The sequence below is a fragment of the Vibrio sp. 99K-1 genome, from assembly GCF_013114585.1.
GTDB lineage: Bacteria > Pseudomonadota > Gammaproteobacteria > Enterobacterales > Vibrionaceae > Vibrio > Vibrio chagasii_B.
In genome coordinates this window covers 100,806-124,628 of sequence record NZ_VTXF01000011.1, presented here as the reverse complement: position 1 = coordinate 124,628, position 23,823 = coordinate 100,806, and the positions used below count along the sequence as shown (strand labels likewise).

The window sequence follows — 23,823 nt, the reverse complement described above, 5'->3', positions numbered from 1 at the left end:
AAGCGAGGTGTCTGTTACATAAGAAACCTCGCCTTAAAAATTTTTGGTCTTATTTTTGGTCAATCAACCACTTTTGAAATGCTTTACGTTCTTCTTCACTAGCTCTTGAATACCAAAGCTTAAGTTGAAGTGTATTTTCAGACTCTTGAACCGTGCTATCAGCAGCAACAGTCGCACCAACCACAGCACCAGTTTGAACCGCGGCTAATTCTTCTTTCAATGAGCGAATCTTGCCTGAGTCGAAAACTAAACCTCTTTCTTGATTGTAATCTTTAACCAGCTGAGGAATATCGCTGTAAGGCAATGCGCCTTGAGATGGTGGTAACACTTCTTGCGCTACTTTTACATCATCACCATTTACAGAGATGCTGAATATAGGAAGTTCTCTGTCTACATTTTTTGCGATTTTCTCATACTTTCGGCTTACAAGATCAACGTCAACATCCGCATTTTCAGGAACATCTACAACCATAATGTAAGGAACTGTACTGATAAATTCGCGCTTACCTTTATCACTCAAATACCCTGTGTAATCTAAAACGAGTTGGTTTTCACCTGGGGCAAATACAGCATCTTCTGCACTTTCAACAACCTCGCCGTTCAAAGTATTTAGTGAAATACCAGAAGCTAAATCAAGAGCAGCCGTTGCATATGGTGCAGAGAATAGGCAGACAAAACTCAAATACCACTTGTTCATGTACGATTCCTTAATCAATAAATGTAAAAAAGCCAGCTAATAGCTGGCTTTTGTATAGCATAATTAACTACAGATTAGAATGTGTAGTAAACACCAGCAGTTACGCCGTCAGCATCAAGAGTTTTTGTATCTGTCTCGAAGTCAGCAGTTTGGTATTCAGCTAGGAATAGGATGTTGTCACGGAATGCGTAGTCAACACCAACTACTAGGTTAGATGAATCAACATCAGAGATTTTAGATACAACACCAGTGCTGCTTACACGCTCATCAGTCGTTGCTACTGCGTAAGTCGTGTATAGACGAACAGCGTCGATTTGGTAAGCAGCTGCGATACCCATAGTATCACCGTTACCGTAATTAGAAGTTAGGTCCCAGTAACCGTAACCTTGGTTACCTTCGTACTGTGCGTAAGTTGCAGCTAGGTATAGGCCACCAAACTCAGCAGAAGCAGAAACACCAGCAAGAGAGTAATCTACGTCTTTAGCAGCTTCACCAGTGATGTAAGAAGCACCGATAGAGAAGTTGCTGAATGCGTAGTCTGCAGAGATACCGTATGTGTTATCAACGTCGTCATCAGAGTTAGTATTAACATCAGCTACGATAGTGAAACCTTCAACGAATTGACCTTTGAATACAGCGCCGTGGCCAGCAGACTCGCGGTGGTGACCACCGGTAGAACCCATGTAGTTACCTTCGTTTGTGATATCGTCTTTCTGGATAGCGTCTGCAGATTCTGCTAGGTCACCAGTTTCACCGAAAGCCATACCCCAAGTGTCAGTTTTGAAACCAGCTAGAACATCATCAAACTTAGCGTTGCTGCCGTCAGATTCGATTTCGAAAGATGCGAATGCTGTGAACTGGTCGTTTAGCTTCTGTTCAGCGTCTAGTTGGATTTTTGCCCAAGTAGATACGTCTGCGTCTTTCTTCTCAGAACCTACGCCAGAAACATCGTCAACTTCAGATTGAGTTAGGTAGATATCTACCTCACCTTTTAGGCCAACTTTAGTATCGTCGTTAGAGTAAATTTCTGCTGCGTTAACAGAAGTTGCTGTAGCTGCGATAGCTAGCGCTAATAGAGTCTTTTTCATAATAAATCCACTGCCTTTTCTAAGAATGGGAGATCCTTGCCCGGTTCCCTTTTATTTATTGTGACTGGTCATTACCACTCTTTGTTGGTTAATCACCGTCACTAAATTTCGAGGTCTAGATTGCAAAAGATTATCCTGCGTGTCAAATAAACTAAAAACAAACCTAAAAAAAACACAAAACATTCAAAATCAAACACTTACATTTTTTTTCATCATTTTACGAGCAGCTTATCCTTAGTTTTATCAGCAAATATAATAATCCAAAAAATGTAACAAATAGAATTTAAAACCAACAGTAAGTCATAAAACAACCCAACAACAGAACTTAACACCTACAAGCCAGTCTTTTTTAATATTTATATTTCGCAAGATAAATAAAATCGTTAAGTTCCTGATGGTTCAGTTTTTTTTTGTGAACGAGATCTACCTTTGATTCAAAAGCAAGCTATTTTGCGGTAAATGTACCGGCTAGTGATATGTGCTACTATCCTCGCTCCGTTACGTAGGTCACAGTATGCTAACTACTAAAATTCAAAATTCTATTCGCACCAGTTATCAAAACCTCCAAGAACAGTTGGATAACTTTGTACCTAGGCGTGCACAAAACTACCTTGTCGCAGAGATTGCGAAGACACTTTGTGGTCAATACCACAAAAGTAATCGTATGATCGTTGCTGAAGCGGGAACCGGAATCGGTAAATCACTGGCTTATTTAATGGCAACGATTCCCGTTGCCGTTTTAAACAACCGAAAAATTGTTATTTCAACCGCAACGGTTGCTCTACAAGAACAGCTTGTAAACAAAGATCTCCCTCTATATAGAAGACTTACTGACAGGGAGTTCTCTTTTATATTGGCGAAAGGTCGACAACGTTATTGCTGTGCGGAAAAGTTGGCAGCCGCCTGCGGGGTTGATGGTGGCCAGATGGCAATGTTCGAATCTAAGCCAAAACAGAAAGATATTGAACAACTGCAAACCATGTATCGCAGCCTTGCTCAAGGCAAATGGGATGGCGACCGAGATTCATGGCCAAAGCCTATCGACAACATGATTTGGCAAATGATTGTCAGTGATAAGCACAGTTGTAACAACAGCATGCCAACTCACAGAGATTGCCCTTTCCAAAAAGCACGTTCAGAGCTAGATAAAGCAGACGTTATCATCGCTAATCACAGTTTAGTGATGGCTGATGCCGATTTAGGTGGCGGCGTGATACTGCCTGAGCCAGAAAATAGCATCTATATCTTCGATGAAGCACACCACTTACCACACGTAGCCCGAGATCACTCTTCTGCTGCTGCGAGCTTAAAGGGTGCCGCTTCTTGGTTAGAGCGTTTGAACCAGTCCATCACTAAGCTTTCAGGCTTAGCGGATGAAAAGCGAGTGGGGCGATTCAGGAATGAATTGCAGGATTCAGTACAACAGCTGATACCAACGCTGACGCAGCTCAGTAAGCAGTTCGATGCTACTCATTTTGAAGATGGGCTTTACCGCTTTGAGCATGGTGACTTGCCAGAATGGTTAGAGAACGAATCTAAAGACCTCAAACAACTTTCTCAGAAAGCGAGCCAGGCAGTCGCTAAAATTGCGGACCTGATTGCAGAACGAGTCAAAGATGGAGAGCTTTCTGCAAAACTCGCAGAGCCAGCACTCGCGGAAATCGGCTTTTATATACAGAGAACCGAGAACCTAGCGCAAGTTTGGCGCCTGATGGCTGAACCAAAACGTGAAAAAGGTGCGCCTTTAGCGCGCTGGTTAGAGCTTAATAAAGAGAGTGAAGGCGATTTTGTTGTCAATGTTTCTCCGCTTGAGGTTGGCTGGCAACTTGACCAGCAAATCTGGAGCCGCTGTGTTGGTGCAGTGCTCGTTTCTGCAACAATGAGAGCACTCAACTCCTTCAGTTTTTTCTGCCATCAAGCCGGTATCAGTCAAAAAGAAGAAGATGGCGTGCAGTTTCTTGCCCTGGCGTCACCGTTTGATTATCAGAATCAAGCGGAGTTAATCGTGCCTGCCATGAAATACGAGCCACAAGCACCTCAATTTACCGAATATCTTATTGAAATTCTGCCTAAGGTAATAGAAGACAACAAAGCCAATCTCGTTCTATTCTCTTCTTACTGGCAAATGAATAAAGTTGCAGAGGCTTTGGCAACAGATTTCGTTAAAAAGTCATGGGCATTGCAGGTACAAGGTGATACTTCACGCGCTGAAATTCTAAAAAAACATAAAAAGCTAATAGACCAAGGAAAAACCAGCGTGCTTTTTGGAACTGGTAGCTTTTCGGAAGGTCTGGATTTACCGGGTGAGCTTCTTGAAAACCTAGTTATTACCAAAATTCCTTTTGGTGTTCCTACGTCACCTGTAGAACAAGCGCATTCAGAATATATTGAATCGCGTGGCGGTAATCCTTTTATGCAGATTACTGTTCCAGAAGCGAGTAAAAAGCTTATTCAATCTGTAGGGCGACTACTGCGTAAAGAGAGAGATTCTGGTAAAGTCACGATCCTTGATCGACGCATAGTCACGAAGCGATATGGCAAGTCCCTACTCGATTCGCTACCGCCTTTTAAAAGAACAATAAAATACTAATTTTTCTGCCTTTGGGTAGTTCTGGGTCAGTCATCGCTTGGCCCCTGCATTCACAATCAAACACGAATAGCCCATCAACTATTCGTGTGGCTGTTCTGACGGCCAATAACGAGAACAACAGCTATTTATGGAAATGATTGAACCAACCATGTTGGTTATACTTGCGCTGGTTGCATTTGCAGCGGGCTTTATTGATGCTGTCGCCGGTGGTGGGGGCATGTTAACGGTCCCTGCATTGTTATCCCTTGGCCTACCGCCACACATCGCACTGGGTACAAATAAGCTTGCAGCCACGTTCGCTTCTTCAACAGCGGCTTTTACTTATTATCGTAAAAAGCTGTTTAAGCCAGAATGTTGGATAAATGCATTTATAGCGACCTTGATCGGCGCAACCATAGGTACCCTAACAGTCGATGCCATTAGCACTCAATGGTTAGAAAAAGTCCTACCGCTGATCATTCTGGCAGCAGCGATCTACACCATTTTCCATAAGACACCGAACGCCAATCACAACGTGTCACCGAAACCTTGTCCGGTACTGAAGAAGAAACAAAAGTACCAAGGCTTCATTCTTGGCTTTTATGATGGCGTTGCTGGCCCGGGAACGGGTGCTTTTTGGACGGTGAGCTCTATGGCTCTGTACCGCCTAAATATCTTGCTTGCTTCTGGCCTATCGAAAGCAATGAACTTCACCAGTAACTTCACGTCTTTGGTGACCTTCGCGATTCTTGGTCATATTGACTGGGTATTGGGTTTAACCATGGGTGTTTGCTTAATGGCTGGTGCATTTGTTGGTGCACATTCGGCAATTCGATTTGGTGCTACGTTTATACGACCAGTCTTTGTTACAGTTGTCAGTATACTTGCGATAAAACTGGCTTACGAAGCTTGGTTTGTAAATCTATAGCCACCAGATTACAGGAAGTAAAATGAGTCAATTTTCACAAATAAAAAGTGTCATTGATACCTTACTCGGTCACTGTTCACAGGTTGATAAATCCAGAGGTTCCTATCATCAGGCGCTTTTCGACAAAGCGTTGTTTAAATGTGGCGCCTCGACTCTACTCCCTTACGCACTCGAAACCCAAGCGACCTACCACACCATTATTCGCGAACAGAACACTAACCAACTTTCGGCATCGAGAGCAAACTACTTAACCGAGAAGTTAACTAACCAGATAGCAGCTCTGCAACGCGAGCTAGCCAATCACGATTTGCGCTTAGACAGAAAAAGTAAATCAGGGAAAACCTTGAACGATTTGTATAATGACTTGGCTCAGCACCAAGACTGGCAAAGACGTTTGGTTGATTTGGTTAAACGACGCAAGTTAGCGCTGGACTCCGCACCTGGTCATAGCAAAGCACAAGCAGAAAACGCTTGGATGTTAGCGAAAGAGCGTTTAGAGCGCTGTGAAGACTCGATGAAGAACATCGAAAGACTGATTAACATAGAGAACCCAAAGCGAAATGAGCACTGATAACCCATCATCACCATTGGACGACGCACCTGAAGAAGTTAAGTTAGCTGTCGACTTGATCTACCTACTCGAAAGTAACAAGATCGACCCAAAGGTTGCGTTAGAGGCAATTAAGATTGTCCAACAAGATTTACAAGCCAAACTAGCATCTAGCATCTAGCATCTAGCATCTAGCATCTAGCATCAAAACATACAGGATTCACATGTACCAACTTAGCTTTTCTATGCCCGAGTTTCTTGAAAATTACTGGCATAAGAAACCAACCATCTTAAAAGGTGGCTTCCAAAACTTCGTCGACCCAATTTCGCCGGAAGAACTTGCTGGTTTATCGATGGAAGAAGAAGTGGATTCTCGCTTTGTTTCTAACCTCAACAACCAATGGACAGCAGAGCACGGCCCATTCGCCGAAGAAAAATTTGGCGAATTAGAAGAAACTCACTGGCAGTTGATCGTTCAAGCAGCAAACCATTGGCATCAAGGTGCCAATGAGCTGACGAAAGCGTTCCAACAATTACCAAACTGGTTATTCGATGATCTGATGATTTGCTACTCAGCACCTGAAGGTGGTGTTGGCCCGCATATTGATCAATATGACGTATTCATCATTCAAGGCCAAGGTAAGCGTCAATGGAAAGTAGGCGCAAAAGATATCGGTCAATATAAAGAGACCGTCCAAGCCTCTGCTCTACGCCAAATCGAAGGCTTTGAGCCAATCATTGATGAAACCCTAGAACCAGGCGATATCCTTTATATCCCGCCAGGCTTCCCACACGAAGGCAATACGCTAGAGCCATCAATGAGCTACTCCATTGGCTACCGCTCTCCTAAAGAGCAAGAGCTAATCAGTAACTTTGCCGATTTTGTACTTGCTCATGATATGGGTGATATTCACTTGCATGATCCTGAGTTCAAAACGCAGGACGGCTACGGCAAGATTCGTTCGTCAGATTTGAGTAACCTGACTGATATGCTCAAATCAGCCCTTGAACAACCAGAAACGGTTAGCGACTTCATGGGTTGCTTACTGAGCCAATCTCGCCACCAGCTTGATATCGTTGCGCCAGAGCCACTATGGACTCAAGAAGAGATTGCCCAACACCTAGAGTCAGAAGGTGAAATCCACCGAGTATCAGGCTTAAAAGCGCTCTACCACGAAGATCAAAGCAACACAGCTTACATCAATGGCGAAGTGGTTAAGGTTGATGAAGCAGACTCGTCATTACTCAATACACTGTGCGATGAGACCGTGATTACCTCGGCTACTGCCCTATCACCTTCGGGCGTAATGGTCGTGACTGAATTGGTTAACAAAGGCTATTGGTTCATCGAAGAGTAAGCAGCGTCAGACGCTAGTTATTAACCTACTTTTCAAGAAACAACTAAAAAAGGGACAAATGAAATATTCATTTGTCCCTTTTTCTATCCAATAATTGTTTAAGGTTTAGACCTTGAACTGATTAACCAATTTCTGTTGCTGCTGAGATAGCTGATCAATTTCATTACCCACTTGTTCAGAAGCTGCCGCTTGTTCCAAGATCTTCGCACTCAAGTCGCGAATATTAACCACACTCTGATTCACTTCACCGGAAACCGATTGTTGCTCTTCTGCTGCTCTTACGATCTGATTGTTCATGTCACTGATCGCCTCAATTGAAGTAAAGATCGAGCCGAGATCCTCCACTGCATTTTGAACATGCAGCGCTGTATCGTTGGCAAGAATATTACCCTCTTGGATCGCCTCAACAACATCTTGTGTACCAGCATGGACCTTATCGATCACCGCTCTGATCTCACCAACGGATGATTGTGTGCGGCTTGCTAGGTTTCTCACCTCGTCTGCAACGACCGCAAAACCACGACCTTGCTCACCGGCACGAGCCGCCTCAATCGCCGCATTCAATGCTAACAAGTTAGTCTGTTCGGAGATCCCCTCGATAACACTTAAAATCTCGGTGATATTACCGTTGTTCTTCGCTAGCTCTTCAACAATAGGCACGGCGATCGACATGCGTTCCACCAGCTTTCTCATTTCACCAGCGGAAAGCTCGATAACTTGCTGCCCTTGCTGAGCTGAACGATTTGCCTCACAAGCTGCGTCTACCGCAACTTCTGCATTTTGTACCACTAAGCCCGCAGTTTGAGTCATCTCTTCTGCTGCTGTTGCTACCAGATCCACTTCTTTAAATTGAGACTCGCTGCTTTCACGAGTACTTGATGCAGATGCCTTCGCTTGACTGGTCGTGTTTGCCACTTGTTCTGTGGTTTGAATGACTTCTTTGATCGTGTGTTGCAGCTTATCTAGGAACAGGTTAAATCCTTTTGACAACTGACCGATTTCATCTTGAGACTTCACTTCCAAGCGCTGCGTCAAATCACCTTCACCTGAAGCGATGTCATTCAACCTTTCCACAACCTGACGAATCGGCTTCACAATAGATAACGAGGCAAACGCGATAATGGCTAAGCCAAAGATAATAAATACCGTACCGGCAATGACTTCTGTTTTGATGCCTTCACTTAGCTTAGTGCTAATGATGGAATCCAATTTATTTGCATCAGCGACGACACTGTCTCTTGGGATCTCAAACAACACACCCCACGTTTGGTTAGCAGCAACAACAGGTGCAAACGCAAGTAACCATTCACCGTTCTCACTCCACTGTGTTGTTACTTCACCGCCGAAGATAAAGTCGGTCATTAAGTCACTGTTGGTATTATCACTTTGGAAATTCGAACCAACTGCAATGCTTGAATCGTCAGAAGCGATAACTGAGCCGTCTAGGCTAACCACGTAAGCTTTACCTGCACCGTTAAACAAACTCTGGTCAGATTGAGTAATCACACTGGTTAAGCCATCGAGTCTCAAATCGATACCAAGAAAACCAATCGCAACATCGTCGACTAAAATTGGAACTGAAATAGAGGACGTCAATAATGCTGTACCGCCGCTGTTCACTACTCGTGGGGTGCTGATACAGGTTTGCCCTGAAGATAGCGGGCAGTAAAAACGTTCGCTATTACTGTTGTCATTCAATGTTGATTCCGAAAGCACGTTCGAGAGAACATTCTCACCATTATCCGCTACCTTCCAGTAAGGAGCGAAACGTCCTTTCTCGTTAGAACCTACATAATCGGCATCGACATAGTTCGCATCTTCACTATCAAGTAAGTCAGGCCTGAATACGAGATAAGCACCTTGAATTGAATCGAAGTTTAAAACTGAACGACGCACCATTTCGTCTAATGCAGTACGAAGCTCTTCACTCGGTGTAAAGTTTTCATCTGCATTATTCTTTAGAAACTGAGCACTGGCCGCAAGCATCTCAGCGCGATAAATCGCTTCGTCAACATAGCGTTGAGTTTCTTGGGCATTAAGCTGAGAAACAGATGCCAACAACTGTTGAGTTTTATTGATCACTGATTCTGAGCTTTGAGATTTGATGACTTGTTGATTGCTCGTCGCGTTGTAGATCGAGAAACCAATAAGAGACAGTGACGTAATGATTAAACAACAACCCGCTAATAGAGTTATTTTCCACTGTACCGATAGAGAACGCATTTAATATCCTTATTTAAGCCAAAAGACTTCCATAACCATAACTATCACATCGACAACGAATGGCTGCACACAATGTAGATAAGTTAGACGAATAGCTTAGCGGATGATTACATCACAAATTGCTAACATATAAAACGAAAGTTCACGCAAATATTAACAGATCATGCTTTTTGTCTATCGCTTCTGTGACTGAGAGAGCTATTAACTTCTGATACTTAGCTTCATCTTTGTCGTTTTAAAAATATGACGTATGACTTGCGTCCTTTCTCAAGGCGATAAGAACACTTTGCAGCTCCCCTACCGGAATTGAAAAATGCCTTTTCATCTCGCTCCGCTATAAAAGCAAGCTTGTTATTATGCTATTGAATCTTTTTTGATAACGACGGAGATAGATGATGAACGCGAGTTGGGCCAATTTCTTTCCATACTTTGCAGGGGCTTTTAAGCTGATTGTATTGGCTATCGGTGGCTACCTAGCGATCAAGTGGCACTTTGATGAAGACAAGAGGTTAAGAGAACAAGAGGGCGAAGTATTTAACACACTAAGTTTGAAGAAAAAGTTAGTGACTGCACTTGTAATAACAATTGTTGTGACCTGTTTAATAACGCTTGTCGTGTACGCGACAGACTGGCTACTCTATTAATCTTGGGTATTGATACAAAGATATCTGTCGTTTCATAAACCTGCTATACGATTTAGATTATTGAGCGCACCACCACCTCAGGTAATCAAAACCTTGTTCAATCACTCATAATATTTCAATAGCTTCCTCCTGCAACACTTACTCGTTTCACATAGAATAAGGATTAGTTTTTCTAATCCACACCATAGATTTTTATCTTGATCAACTTCACATTTTTTGATTGCTAATTCGGCAATCAAACTCTAATATCTCGCGCCTAGATTCCCTAATCGCTTTATTCAATTGGCTCTCCCTAATGGAGCGCTAAGGCTTTTTACGTTTTTAATTTTTGGAGAGATACGCAAATGTCCGCCTCGTTTCCATTAGCGAAACTTACCTTTTTAATCGCTATTCTGACAGCCGTAGGTCAAATGACTCAAACGATGTACGTGCCTTCTATCGGTCATATGGCAGGTGAGTTCTTGGTTTCTGCGTCTTCACTTCAAGCAGTGATGGCGTGTTACCTGATCCCTTATGGTTTGTCGCAATTTGTTTACGGTCCGCTTTCAGATCGCCTCGGTCGTAAACCAATCATCGTCGCAGGCTTAGTTATCTATATCCTAGGTACCTTGGTAGCCTTATTTGCTCATGAATACGAATGGTTCTTGGTGGGTAGCTTTATTCAAGGACTGGGCATTGGTTGTGGCGGCGCGATGTCTCGCACATTGACCCGTGACTGTTTTGAGGGCGCTGAGTTACACCGTGCGAACAGCTTAATCAGCATGTGTGTGATTTTCTCCCCATTAATGGCACCTGTATTGGGCGGTTACCTAACAGAAGCTTTTGGCTGGCGTTCTAGCTACTTGTTTCTAGCACTGTTTGGTATCGCTGTGGTGATCACCATGATGACCAGCATGATGGAAACATTGCCAAAAGAGCGACGCAAAAATGAATCAGTCGTCAACAGCTACAAGTTTGTTATGTCTGACAAACGCTTCCAAGGCTTCTTGCTGGTACTAGTGGCAACATTTGCGGGCGTAGCAGTGTTTGAGGCAGCAGCTGGCGTATTGCTGGGCGGTGTACTTGGCTTGCCAGCAACCACCGTGAGTTTGCTGTTTGTGTTACCGATTCCGGGTTACCTCGTGGGTGCAGGTCTATCGAGTTACATCGCGCAACGTCGCTCTGAGCGCCGAGCACTGAATGTTGGTCTAGTATCGATCTTAGTTGGCTCAGCTGTGGTGCTTATCCCGGGTCTGTTTGGTCAAACAACCGCATTAACTTTGATTGGCGGTGCAACCATTTACTTCTTGGGCGCTGGTATCTTATTTCCAGCCGCGACAACGGGAGCACTTTCGCCATTCCCATATCACGCAGGTACGGGCGGCGCGATCTTAGGTGGTATGCAGAACCTAGGTGCCGGTATTGCAACACTGTTGGCATCGTTCTTCCCAGCTCAAGATCAGCTGCCACTGGGTTGCTTGATGATTACCATGTCACTTATCGCGATGCTTGGTTTACGTTGGGTTAATCGTAAGCCTGATCACTCAAACGAAATGCCATTGGCTATCTAAAGTAAAACGCAAATCTTGCCCAAACAAAGAAGAGGGACATGCTGAAAGGTGTGTCCCTTTTTTATTACCCGTTTACCCTTACATGATGTCTACCACTAATTTCATCAAACATTACTTTGATTTTTTAAAAACAATAACAGACACTTACGATGAAAGTGCATATCAAGAATCCAATTATAAATAATATCACTGGAAGGAAACTAACCACTAAAGGATGCTGGCAATAAAACGAGTAAGGTGCACACTAAGGATATATAGATGCGTTTCGCTTTAACCACATTAGCCGTATCGGTCGCGCTTGTCGCCGGATGCAGCAATCAAGGAACAACAACCATGAACCACTACTCTCCATCGCAACTCATCGCTCAACAAACCCAAGCTCCCGTTGCTAAGAAAGTCCCTCATTCAATGACGACTCATGGTGACACGCGAATTGATGATTACTATTGGATGCGTGATGATGAACGTCAAGACCCAGAGATCTTGCAGCATCTCGAGCAAGAGAACCAATATGCCGAGACTGTTCTGAAACACACAGAAGCATCTCAAGAACAGTTATTTGAAGAGATCAAAGGCCGAATCGCGAAAGACGACAATTCGGTACCAGTTCGTAAAGGTAGCTATTACTACTCAAATAAAGTCACAGGTGACAACGAATACCCAGTTCATTTGCGCGAAAAACACTTTTTAGGAATAGACAAACAAGTCATCTTAGACGTTAACGAACTCGCCAAAGAACATGAATTCTTCAGCATTGGTGGCCTATCAGTCAGCCCGAACGAAAATATGTTGGCCTATGGCGAAGATACACTGAGCCGCCGCATTTACACCATTAAGATTAAAGACCTGACAACAGGTGAATACCTAAACGACGAAATTGAAGGTGCTTCGAGCGCTATCGCATGGCAAAACGACAACCAAGCCTTCTACTACATCAAGAAAGATCCACAAACTTTACTCGGCTATCAAGTTTACCGCCACGTATTGGGTACACCTCAAACAAGCGATGAGCTGGTCTACGAAGAAGCTGACAGCGCTTACTACACCAGCATCAGTAAGAGTAAAGATGGCGAGCAGGTATACATTTGGCACTCGAGCACTGAAACCAGTGGTGTTTCAATTATTGATGCCAATAACCCAAATGCAAAAGCCGAAGCCTTCTACCCAAGAGAAACGGGTATTGAGTACAGCATCGCCAAGCTAGAGGATTGGTATTACATCTACACCAACTACCAAGCGGTCAACTTCCGTTTGATGAAAACAACGGCTGAAGACATGCATGACCGTTCAAAATGGGTCGATGTCATTCCGGCTGACGACAACGTACAGCTTGTCGATTTTGAGCTATTTAATGATCATCTGGTTTACGAGCAGCGTTCAAATGGCTTGTCTACAGTGAAGGTTCGTCAACTCTCTACAGGCAAAGAATTTCCACTTGAGTTCAACGACACCGCTTTTGCTGCCTACCTAACAAGTAACTATGAGTTAGATAACTCTAAAGTTCGAGTCTATTACAGCAGCCTAACGACTCCTGGCACTTACTATGATTTCGACCTTAATACAGGTGAATCAGAGATCATGAAACAAACGCCGGTATTAGGTGATTTCGATGCTGATAATTACCAATCAGAGCGAATCATGATCACGGCTCGCGATGGTAAGCAAGTACCAGTCTCTTTGGTTTATCGCAAAGATCTATTCAAGAAAGACGGTACTAACCCTCTCTACCAATATGCCTACGGATCTTACGGGCACACAATCGAACCAACTTTTAGCTCAGCTCGTCTGAGCCTACTTGATCGCGGATTCGTTTATGCTATCGCGCATATTCGAGGTTCAGAGATGTTGGGACGCCCTTGGTATGAAGATGGCAAAAAGCTGACTAAACAAAACACGTTCAATGACTTCATCGATGTCACCAAAGGCCTAGTTGAAGAAGGTTATGGCGCGAAAGATAAAGTGTTCGCAGTGGGCGGTTCGGCTGGCGGTCTATTGATGGGCGCAATCATCAATCAAGCACCTGAGTTATATCGAGGCATTGGCGCTCATGTTCCATTTGTTGACGTGGTAACGACCATGCTTGATGAATCAATTCCTCTTACAACCAACGAATACGACGAATGGGGTAACCCTAACAATAAAACCTATTACGATTACATGTTGAGTTACTCGCCATACGACAACGTCAAAGCTCAAAACTACCCGAACATGTTAGTGACAACCGGTCTGCATGATTCGCAAGTACAATACTTTGAACCTATGAAGTGGGTAGCGAAGTTGCGTGAGATGAAAACAGACAGCAATGTACTTGTGTTCAAAACCGACATGGAAGCAGGTCACGGTGGTGCATCAGGTCGATTTAAACGATTAAAAGAAGACGCACTGGAATACGCATTCTTTTTAGATTTGCTCAAAACTCAATAGATTCAACGCAAGTACCCACATCGTTTTATGTCGCCATTTTGTCTCTACAAATGGCGACATACATTATTAAGCATGGTTAAATACGATTAACTATGAAACTCACCAAATCAAACAATCTTTGCGGCACTATAGGCAAAGGTTTACGAGAGGTATAAAAATAAATGAAAGTAATTAGCTTCAACATCAATGGCCTAAGAGCTCGCCTTCACCAACTGCAAGCGGTTATCGACAAACACCAACCTGACGTGATTGGTTTACAAGAGATCAAAGTGCACGACGAGGCCTTCCCAATTGCTGATGTTGAAGCAATGGGCTACAAGGTTTATTTCCACGGGCAAAAAGCACACTACGGTGTTGCTATGCTGTGTAAGCAAGAACCTATCTCTGTACAGAAGGGGTTCCCAACAGACAATGAAGACCATCAAAAACGTATGATCATGGCGACGTTTGAAGATGAAAATGGCGAAAAGGTTACTGTGCTAAATGGCTACTTCCCTCAAGGGGACAACATCAAGCATGAAACCAAATACCCATACAAGCGTGAGTTCTACAAAGACTTGATGACCTACCTGAACGACTATCACAACAAAGATGAGCAGATCATCGTGATGGGTGACATCAATATCAGCCCTATCGATGCAGACATCGGTATCGGCGAGCCAAATGCAAAACGTTGGTTGAAAACGGGCAAGTGTTCATTCCAGCCTGAAGAGCGTGAATGGCTAAAAACATTGATGGATTGGGGCTTCGTAGATACGTTCCGTCAACTACACCCAGAAGTCACAGATCAATACTCATGGTTTGATTACCGTTCAAAAGGTTTCGTGGATAACCGCGGCCTGCGTATTGACGTTGTACTAGCAACTCAGAAACTTGCTGATAAGTGTACGGAAGCAGGCATCGACTACGAACTGCGCGGTATAGAAAAACCATCAGATCACGCGCCAATTTGGTCGACGTTTAAATAAAAAAATCAGGGAGCATTTGCTCCCTGATTATTTCCCGAGTCTAATTTATTGGCCAAGCCGTTGAGCCATCAACACTAATTGGTCTCTTAGCAAACTCATCAACACAATATCCTTGGTTTGAACTTGCAAAATAGGTTAACGGCATTGGTACTAAGCTCATAGTCGCGACTTGTTGCTTCGCTTTATCCGAGAAGTTGAAGCCCCACATATCTAAATAGTTCCTCATATCGCGCTCATTCACATAGCTTAATGCAATCAACAACCAGTCATCATTGGTGATTTGGTTTGCTTCATCTCTAGAATAGCTATCAAATCCAATTGTCTGTTTTTTGGTGTTCCAAAGCTCATCGCTGGATTTAAGGCGGTTAAACTCACGTTCAATCAAGTGAAGTCGCCCAAGCATATGCCAGCCGTAATCCAATACGCCCTGCTCTTGTACCAACATCATCATTTGAATGAAGATTCTTGCTCCCCAACTCCAGCTCGTTTGGTTTTGCTGCGCCATATGGGCGTTTGGGTCTGGTTGATTTCGACTTTCCTGCAAAAGCTCATATTGGCCTTTGAAGTCTAACCCCTGACATGAAGATACTTTTCCTGTATCCCGATAGTATTGGGACTTACTGTAGTACGAGTAATAGTTGGTCGTAGCGTGCCCATCCCAACCGCTAAACCTAAATCGACCACGCTCTAAGCCATGCCCCAACTCGTGAAGATCACCATGCCCTAATGGATGAAACGACCAATAGGCATCATACGGGTTTCCTGAACAACCATAGCCACAGTTAGCTTGGTCTGCGTTCATATGCTTTACAATGTCAATGGTCGCAATTTCCCAGCCCTTTGCCTCTCCGTATTGGTGTATTTCAGCAATTTCATCAATACCCGGCCCTTTAAAGCCTGCAAGTGCATGAGGAAAGTTATGTACATAACGCTCTGTGGCGAGAGCCATGTCATGAGGCTGAGCCCAGTCATCTGAACCGATAGATTCCTTCATTTTTTCCAGCTTTGAGTGAACTTCAAACCCTGGGGTAATTAGCTCAGCCCAATCAAAATTTCCTTCTTCGAGCTGTGCTACAAAGCTGTCGTTGTCAGCTTCACTTCTCCAGACAGGGTGCTGTGCGACATTTTCAAAACGCAGTTCCACGTCAATATCATTGGTATCAAAGTGAACCTGTAGTGTTCCGCCATAAGCAGAAGTAAGAGAAATCGTCTCTCCCGGTTTCACTGGATAGGTTACCGAGGTTAAAAACTTTGGCCGAGCGTAACCGTCATTGCCTGAAAACTCGTGTGTCGCGCCGCTGCGCAATGTATTAAATGCAATAGACGTAGCCACATCGTTATTGTCTAAGCGAGTCACCTTGATTGTCTTACCCGGCAAGGCATACAAACCAGCGGATCGGAAGCTTCTTTTAGACTCCAAAGCAATGGTTTTCGTGACGAGCGGTACATTATCAAAGCTCTTGGTACTAAAGTTACCTAAACTTGGTTGCGCCGCGTTATACAGTCGACTGTTGTATGTTGCGTAATCACTGTAATAAGAACGAAGAAAATCAACCCTCTCTGTCACGCCTTTACCCATTGGGTACTGAACATATTGACGGTAATGGTCAGCAAGTAGCAATAACAGCTTTTCATACTCGTAATAATCCGTTGCAAACAGGTCGACTTTTTTACTATCAAGCGACGTTAAATGTGCGCGAATGCTGTTTGCTGCGGTATAGAACTCTTCATCCATATTGGATTCATCAGGGCAAGATTTGTCATCACAGGTGCTTAAATCAACGGTGAAGCTGTCGTCTTTCAGTCTTTGTAAAAGCGCTTGTTGTTGAACAATATTGTCCGGCATCTGATTAATGAGCTGTGTCGAGTCCCAGTTAGACAGACCAAGCTTACGCCAATAGTTATCACCCACATAAGTCATGTGCATTTCAGCAAACAAGGCGTTGCCTAATTCCGTCATACCGCCATCAAGGTGCAAGTACAGCACCGGAATGTTTTTATTAAACGCTAAACGTAACCCGTCTATAACATCTTCAATACTATCTCCGGCATTCAGCTTTTGAGACAAAACCAGCAAATCAGGGTTATTGGCTTCAAGACACTGGCTTAACTCACTGCCATCACAAGCGTTATCAGCGTTGGTAACCATAGAAGCATTAACATTGTCGGTTAACCAGTTTCGTGTCGCTTGATCATCTGGGAAGTAATAAGACTGATCGAGCTGGGCTAACACGACATTTTTGGGCTCATCTGTCCCTGAAACCCAGGTAACCAAATTCTTCAACCAAGTGTTCATTTCTTCATTAACAGAATCGGGGAAACGTTGCTTCGTTCTAAAAGGGTTGCTCGCGAGTGCAGCATAATGCCCTTTACTCCCTGTATAACCCGCAACCCCAATGGCCAACTCTTGATCGGCGTAGCCATCTTGCATCGCTTTGTTTGTTTTCAAAATGACATCGTTAAAGCCATAGGTGGGTAAAATAATGGCGGTGTCATGCGTTGGATCCCAGTGGAGATTACGCAGTGGCTCACCTTCTGAGCTTTGAGATAAGGCTTGTTTAATCTGATTGTAATCTTCGTTGTATTGAGCAACTAACGCTTGGCTTGCCTCAATGAACTCGGAGGAATTAACAACATAAGAAGCATTGCCAGTTGACAAGGCTTTTTGAACAGCGGTTTGTGGGATTGGGGTAATATCTGGCTCACCGCTTCCATCACCGTCATTCCCTCCTCCACCAGAACCACCAGAACCACCAGAACCACCAGAACCACCAGAACCACCAGAACCACCAGAACCAGTTTGAACACTTTCACCGCCGCTACCACCACCGCCGCATCCTAAAAGTGATATCGCGATAGCAAAAACAACAAAATTAGACAGTAAGCTACTCTTTTTCATCATTATTCCATACAACAACAAAATTTCGCCGAGTCTATCTATAGTTGAATCTAAAGCAATTATTCTAATGAATGTGTGAACGCAATTTGAAGCAAGTTAACTGTTTTGAACAATCGATAGCTCTCCGAGATAAACCTATCCAAGGCCATCACTGAATTTTCTTCTGATACAAAAAAACGGCGCTCAATGAGCGCCGTTTTGTTAACTATACAGAATGCCACTAACTAAGTGGTCTTAAGTAAGCTAGGAAACGTTTCTCTGCGAATTTGAAAATCGCGATGATGATAAACGTTAGTGCCATATAGAACAGACCTGCGGTTAGGAAGGATTCAAATGGAGCGTAGTAACGTGAGTTAACCAAACGCGCTGCCCCTGTTAGATCCATGATAGTTACGATACCAGCAACGGCTGAACCGTGAAGCATGAAGATAACTTCGTTACTGTAAGCCGGCAGTGCACGACGTAAAGCACTTGGTAAAATGATACGACGGTAAGTCTTCGGTGTACTCATGCCGTATGCTTTTGCCGCTTCCACCTCACCTTTCGGTAAGCCGTTAATTGCACCACGGATAATCTCAGCCGTGTAAGCAGAAGTATTCAGGATGAATGCCACCAACGCACAGAACCATGCGTTTTCCCATAGTGTGTCTTTCACTGGGAAGAACTGATCCATGCCGTAATAAATCAAATAAAGCTGTACCAGTAATGGTGTGCCACGGAAGAAATAGATAAACGACCACGCAGGAGCATTAATCAACATATTGTGACTGTTACGAGCGATAGCTAATGGTATGGCAACAAACAAGCCAACAATCAAAGCGACGCACACCATCCAAGCTGTTGTCCATAGACCACCAAGGTAAATCGGCAGGCTTTCAATTATCAATGAAAAGTCCATAACTACCTCGCGTGGATGCTGAATTTACGTTCAACAAGTTTAAGTAAACCTGTCGATACACTGGTGAAGAACAAGAAGATAAGTGCCACCGTCATGTAGAAGGTAAACGGCATTTTGGTTGAACCGGCCGCTAATGCGCTAACACGCACCATGTCTTCTAGGCCGATAATGGAAACCAAAGCTGTGGTTTTAAGTAAAACCAACCAGTTGTTACCAAAGCCAGGTAGTGCATGACGAATCATCTGCGGAAGCAGTATGCGGTGAAACGCCTTTACAGGGCTCATACCGTAAGCTTTTGCCGCTTCCATTTCACCGGCATCCACAGCCATGATCGCACCACGAAATGTTTCTGCCATGTAAGCACCAAAGATGAAGCCTATGGTCAAGACACCAGCAACAAATGGGCTAACATCAATATAATCAGGTAAGTAAGAAGTCCACTCATGGTTAGGATCACTGGATGTGAACCACTCATTGAGCCACTCATTGATGGAATACAAACTGTTGTTTAAAAGGATTTGTCCACCAAAGAAAATCAGCATCATCAACACGAGATCTGGGATGCCTCGAATGACGGTTGTATAGAGGGTTGCAATAGCACGAGCCCAGCGATAAGGCGCAAGCTTTGCTAAGGCACCTAGCATACCAAGAACCATAGCTAAAATTAGCGACAGCAAGGCAACTTCGATTGTCAGCACCGCCCCTTTCAGGATCGACGCTTCATATCCTTGTAAATCAAACATAATGAATTCCAACAGAACTGCGAAAAAGTTGGTAAGACAGGGAGAGGGTTGCCTCTCCCTTAAGAATTGACGCTAGAGATTACTGACCGTATACGTCGTAGTTGAAGTACTTAGCCGCGATATCTTGGTAGATGCCTTTTTCACGTAGAGAAAGGATTGCCGCATCTAGCTTCTTAGTTAGGTCTTTGTCTTGCTTACGTAGAGCAATACCAAAACCTTCACCGAACCATTTAGGATCTGTTAGTGATGGACCAACAAACTCATACGCTTCACCGCCCGCTTTGTTCAGAACACCCTCTTCTAGAGCAGAAGCATCGCCAAGTACAGCTGCAACACGACCATTTGCTAGATCAAGATAAGCTTCATCGAAAGAACCGTAACGAACGATTTCAACCGTGTCGCCGTAGTTGTCTGTTAGGTATTTATCGTGAGTTGTTGCACGTTGAACGGCAATTTTTTGACCGCTTAAGTCATCGAAGTTAAGACCTGCGCCTTTCTTAGCGATGAACTTGTTTGGGATAAGTGCGTATTTACCAGTGAAGTCGATTTTCTTCTTACGTTCTTCAGTGATAGACATTGCCGCGATGATCGCATCATATTTACGAGCAAGTAGAGAAGGAATAATGCCATCCCAATCTTGTGCAACGATCTTACACTGCACCTGCATTTCAGTACAAAGTGCGTTAGCCATGTCCACGTCAAAGCCTTTCAGTGAACCATCTGCTTCTGTCCAGCTAAATGGAGGGTAAGCACCTTCAATACCAAAGCGTACTGTTTTCCATTCTTTCGCTTGAGCTACGCCTGTTGCCGCAGTTGCAGCAAGTGCCGCGACTAATAACCACTTTTTCATATCCCTACTCCTGTGATTTAGGTTTTTATGTTTTGCTAGTTTTAATATTGTGTTTGTTGTTGCTTATTAACTTATTTGTTGTGTTTTATTGTTCACACCGTCGCTGTTTACCTTGGCAACGGCATTTCAATTCTGATTAATAGATCGAAGAGATAAATTGTTGTAGTCGCTCAGACTCTGGGTTCGTAAACAGTTTAGCTGGATCGCCCTGTTCTTCCACTAGACCTTGGTGCAGGAACATCACATGGTTTGATACGTCACGAGCAAAAGCCATTTCATGTGTTACCACAAGCATGGTTCTTCCTTCTTCTGCTAGATCGCGCATTACACCAAGTACTTCCCCTACTAATTCAGGGTCAAGTGCTGATGTTGGTTCATCAAACAGCATTACCTCAGGGTCTACTGCTAACGCTCTTGCAATCGCAGCACGTTGTTGTTGTCCACCAGATAAGTGACCCGGATAGTAATCTTTACGCTCATACAGACCTACTTTCTTGAGTAGTAACTCCGCATTTTCAATCGCTTGTGCTTTAGGTACACCTAAGACATGAACAGGTGCTTCGATAACATTTTCGAGAACGGTCAGATGAGACCAAAGGTTGAACCCCTGAAAAACCATCGCCAATCGAGAACGGATTCGTTGGACTTGTTTTTCATTAGCAGGAACAGACACACCTTGACGATTATTTTTCATTTGAATTAATTCACCATTAACCCAAATTTCGCCTGCAGTCGGTGTCTCTAGAAGGTTGATACATCTAAGGAAAGTACTTTTACCCGATCCTGAAGATCCGATAATCGATACCACATCGCCTTTATGCGCAGAAAGTGAAATTCCCTTTAAAACTTCATTTTGACCAAACGTTTTGTGTAGATCCTTTATGTCCAGCGCCGGTACATCTTTCATGCGCTTTCTCTCCCAAGTTTGTGAAAATGCAAGGTACTCCGACCTTTTCATGCGATACAAACTAGCACCACACGGATTAACATGCAACAAATTATTAACCTAATAATTTGGAATAAATAGCACTTCACTCTGACTTATTATGCAAAAGGTAGCGTTTTCGCCTCAATTTTATGAATGACTTCTATCAATAAGCTATAAATCCAATGCTTACATTGTTTAAATAAAGTTAACCAAAATGAGATTCTCGTAGCCTAATGTCTCACAAGAAAAACAACTTTGGTGAACGAAGAAGTGTCATTTACAACGAAACCAGAAAGCGCCAATAAAAGCATGCTGCACGTACTATAAGTCACAATTATTTTATGGTTATTACATTGTAAATGTTTGGCTGAAGAGGGATAAAAGTGAAATAACTCAATAAGAATCAGCAACTCAGCGCTTTCCTTTATAAGCAATACCTCGAGAAGGTAGGTAAACGTCAATTTGTGAAAACAAATTACACGATTCATCAATGGTACGTTAATGAATCGCTCCGTTTTGTAGCTTTCTTTCACATACACTCATAAAGTGATCAAGATCAATCACCCTAAAGGGTAAGCTTGTTAGACTCCTCAGCACACAATAAGGCATTAAAAATGCCATACATTTCTTTTAACTTAGCTGCATAAAGCACATCAAAACCGTGCAACATAATGTTAATGAGTTATAACTAAGAAATAACACAATTACGCGAAATTATAGAATTCAATTTTAGAATTACTAACATAAAAATATGAGGAATCTATGTCAGACGTTGTCAATAATGCGAACTCTGAAGTAGAAGAGAAAAGCTATAAAGAGCTACACCGCCCTGCTTCTGAATTTGAGAACCGCTCAGATTATCTAGATCACGAACTTCAAATCATGAAGCCTCGCCGCTTTGGCCTAAACCTTCCTGGCCGTGACTTCCGCTTTGAACTAGAAGACCTTGTTCCTGCACTGGCTGGTACCATTGGTATCATCGCGATGTACTCTGCAGTAATGATGTCTTGGGCTGAAGGCCTAACTCAAGCTTGGGATCACGTAAACCTTGGTAAAGACTTTGCGATTGAAGTAGCTCGTGTAGAAATGCTTATCCCTGCACTGCTGTTCTGTATCCTTGCTTCTGGTTTCTTTAACCCTAAAGCTAACCTTGCCGGTAACCACGGCCCAATGATTCCTCTTATTGGTACCATCGCTCTAGCTGGTGCTCACCCTCTTGCATTGGCAATCCTTATCGGTGTCTTCGGTCTTATCCTAAGCTTCCTAAAAGGTGGGTCTAAACTTGTTAACCTTACCTCTGAAGGTACGGCGGGTGGCTTGCTCATCTTCTTGGGTCTAACCGGAACAATGAGCCAAATCAACTCAATTCAAGCTTGGGCTGTTGGTCTTCAGTCTGACACAGTCGCTGCTGGTAGCATGGGTTACATCGGTTTGATTGTTCTAGCCGTTACCATCGGTCTATATGCATTCCTTGCGAAAGTGAACAAGCGTTGGTTAGCAATCCCTGTTTGTGCTTTCACTGGTCTAGCTATTGCTCTAGTACTTGGTGCTGGTTTCGATATCAAATTCGTAACTGAAACAGGCATTCCAAACCTAAACCCAATCTACTGGTGGGGTTCTACTGAAGAAGGTTGGATGCTTGGTTTACCAAACGTTGAGCACTTCATCGCTTCTCTACCATTTGCAATCCTAGCAGTAGCAATGTGGTCACCTGACTTCCTAGGTCACCGTATCTTCCAAGAACTGAACTACCCGAAAAAGTCTGAAAAAGTACTGATGGACGTAGATGACACAATGACTATGTGTTCAGTTCGTCAAATGGTAGGTACAGCAGTTGGTGGTGGTAACATCACTTCATCTTGGGGTACTTACATGATCCCAGCGGCTATCGCGAAACGTCCAATCCCTGGCGGCGCAATCTTGCTTGGCTCTCTATGTATTATTGTTGCGATTCTTGGCTTCCCAATGGACGTAGCAGTATGGCCACCAGTGATGCGTGTTGCGCTACTTGTAGGTGTATCTCTACCTCTACTTGAAGCGGGTATGCAGATGGTTAAAGATTCAAAAGACTCTCAAGCAGCTGGTATCTGTATCTTTGGTTCAGCGGTCGTTAACCCTGTACTAGCATGGGCACTGACTATGCTTCTAGATAACAACGGCCTAATTGGTGATAAAGAGCGTGCTAAGCGTCTATCATTTGTAGACAAGATTGTTATCCCAGTTGGTGTTTTGGTTATTTGTCTAGTAGCAATGCTTGCAGTTGGTATGCTAGAAAGCCAATATGGTCTAAAAGCTTGGCTATAATCTCCTTTACTACACAAAAGTAGTAATCGGATTAAAAAAAAGTTTGGGTGGCAACCCCTGCCACTCAAATTTTTTCAACTTTTTTTAGCATTTATTGATTTAGTTTAAGGTTTGCAGAAATTTTTTAGCGTAGTCTTGATTACATAGAGTAAAGACAACATATAAAAAGTAGTGACAATATATATAACTATATGAAGCACAT

At 43.4% G+C, this 23,823-nt stretch carries 18 protein-coding genes; 10 read left to right on the top strand and 8 right to left on the bottom strand.

The window, feature by feature from the left end:
* Positions 1-49 precede the first annotated feature (49 nt).
* Both F0228_RS10815 and F0228_RS10810 read right to left on the bottom strand, forming a co-directional pair.
* A complete protein-coding gene (locus F0228_RS10815; protein ID WP_116871837.1) occupies positions 50-697 on the bottom strand; it encodes a DUF2057 family protein in 648 nt (215 codons plus the stop codon).
* Between the two features lie 74 nt (positions 698-771).
* On the bottom strand, positions 772-1,785 hold the full coding sequence (locus F0228_RS10810) for a porin (RefSeq protein WP_116871836.1): 1,014 nt from the start codon (positions 1,783-1,785) through the stop codon (positions 772-774).
* A gap of 514 nt (positions 1,786-2,299) precedes the next feature.
* On the opposite strand from F0228_RS10810, the gene dinG reads away from it, so the two are divergent.
* The 5 genes from dinG (at position 2,300) to F0228_RS10785 (ending at position 7,190) form a co-directional block, all read left to right on the top strand.
* Entirely contained in the window at positions 2,300-4,375 is a 2,076-nt protein-coding gene (dinG, locus tag F0228_RS10805) for an ATP-dependent DNA helicase DinG (protein ID WP_105057386.1), read from the top strand.
* A 127-nt stretch (positions 4,376-4,502) separates the two neighbouring features.
* Positions 4,503-5,282, top strand: coding sequence for a TSUP family transporter (locus F0228_RS10800; RefSeq protein ID WP_004737423.1), 780 nt, complete (start codon positions 4,503-4,505; stop codon positions 5,280-5,282).
* Positions 5,283-5,304: 22 nt separating this feature from the next.
* Positions 5,305-5,853 (top strand): primosomal replication protein, encoded by a 549-nt coding sequence (locus F0228_RS10795; protein ID WP_105057387.1) that lies wholly within the window; start codon positions 5,305-5,307, stop codon positions 5,851-5,853.
* A complete protein-coding gene (gene rsmS, locus F0228_RS10790) occupies positions 5,843-6,013 on the top strand; it encodes a pleiotropic regulatory protein RsmS (RefSeq protein ID WP_105057388.1) in 171 nt (56 codons plus the stop codon). The genes F0228_RS10795 and rsmS overlap by 11 nt, the downstream gene beginning before the upstream one ends.
* A gap of 43 nt (positions 6,014-6,056) precedes the next feature.
* Positions 6,057-7,190, top strand: a complete 1,134-nt coding sequence (locus F0228_RS10785; protein WP_171730703.1) for a cupin domain-containing protein — start codon at positions 6,057-6,059, stop codon at positions 7,188-7,190.
* Positions 7,191-7,295: 105 nt separating this feature from the next.
* Here the strand turns inward: F0228_RS10785 and F0228_RS10780 are convergent, their stop codons facing one another.
* Complete coding sequence (locus F0228_RS10780) at positions 7,296-9,413, bottom strand: methyl-accepting chemotaxis protein (protein WP_171762230.1); 2,118 nt, start codon at positions 9,411-9,413, stop codon at positions 7,296-7,298.
* Positions 9,414-9,805: 392 nt separating this feature from the next.
* Between F0228_RS10780 and F0228_RS10775 the strand changes: the two genes are divergently transcribed.
* From F0228_RS10775 to xthA, 4 genes are all read left to right on the top strand, one after another.
* On the top strand, positions 9,806-10,057 hold the full coding sequence (locus F0228_RS10775; protein ID WP_231891815.1) for a hypothetical protein: 252 nt from the start codon (positions 9,806-9,808) through the stop codon (positions 10,055-10,057).
* A 344-nt stretch (positions 10,058-10,401) separates the two neighbouring features.
* Positions 10,402-11,607 carry a multidrug efflux MFS transporter EmrD gene (gene emrD / locus F0228_RS10770; RefSeq protein WP_171730704.1) on the top strand — a complete coding sequence of 402 codons (1,206 nt, stop codon included), beginning with the start codon at positions 10,402-10,404 and terminating at the stop codon, positions 11,605-11,607.
* A gap of 333 nt (positions 11,608-11,940) precedes the next feature.
* Positions 11,941-14,031, top strand: coding sequence for a S9 family peptidase (locus F0228_RS10765; RefSeq protein ID WP_171730717.1), 2,091 nt, complete (start codon positions 11,941-11,943; stop codon positions 14,029-14,031).
* A gap of 161 nt (positions 14,032-14,192) precedes the next feature.
* Positions 14,193-14,999 (top strand): exodeoxyribonuclease III, encoded by an 807-nt coding sequence (gene xthA, locus F0228_RS10760; RefSeq protein WP_102425973.1) that lies wholly within the window; start codon positions 14,193-14,195, stop codon positions 14,997-14,999.
* 40 nt (positions 15,000-15,039) lie between these two features.
* Here xthA and F0228_RS10755 read toward each other — a convergent pair whose 3' ends face one another.
* From F0228_RS10755 to F0228_RS10735, 5 genes are all read right to left on the bottom strand, one after another.
* Positions 15,040-17,898: an ImpA family metalloprotease gene (locus tag F0228_RS10755; protein ID WP_171762229.1), complete on the bottom strand. Its 2,859-nt coding sequence runs from the start codon at positions 17,896-17,898 to the stop codon at positions 15,040-15,042.
* Between the two features lie 220 nt (positions 17,899-18,118).
* Complete coding sequence (locus F0228_RS10750; protein WP_061034200.1) at positions 18,119-18,796, bottom strand: ABC transporter permease; 678 nt, start codon at positions 18,794-18,796, stop codon at positions 18,119-18,121.
* 2 nt (positions 18,797-18,798) lie between these two features.
* On the bottom strand, positions 18,799-19,539 hold the full coding sequence (locus tag F0228_RS10745; RefSeq protein ID WP_008220137.1) for an ABC transporter permease: 741 nt from the start codon (positions 19,537-19,539) through the stop codon (positions 18,799-18,801).
* Between the two features lie 79 nt (positions 19,540-19,618).
* Positions 19,619-20,389, bottom strand: a complete 771-nt coding sequence (locus F0228_RS10740) for an ABC transporter substrate-binding protein (protein ID WP_004737411.1) — start codon at positions 20,387-20,389, stop codon at positions 19,619-19,621.
* A 136-nt stretch (positions 20,390-20,525) separates the two neighbouring features.
* Entirely contained in the window at positions 20,526-21,296 is a 771-nt protein-coding gene (locus F0228_RS10735) for an ABC transporter ATP-binding protein (protein ID WP_061034198.1), read from the bottom strand.
* A gap of 783 nt (positions 21,297-22,079) precedes the next feature.
* Between F0228_RS10735 and F0228_RS10730 the strand changes: the two genes are divergently transcribed.
* Positions 22,080-23,621, top strand: a complete 1,542-nt coding sequence (locus F0228_RS10730) for a DUF3360 family protein (RefSeq protein ID WP_008220142.1) — start codon at positions 22,080-22,082, stop codon at positions 23,619-23,621.
* Positions 23,622-23,823: the final 202 nt, after the last annotated feature.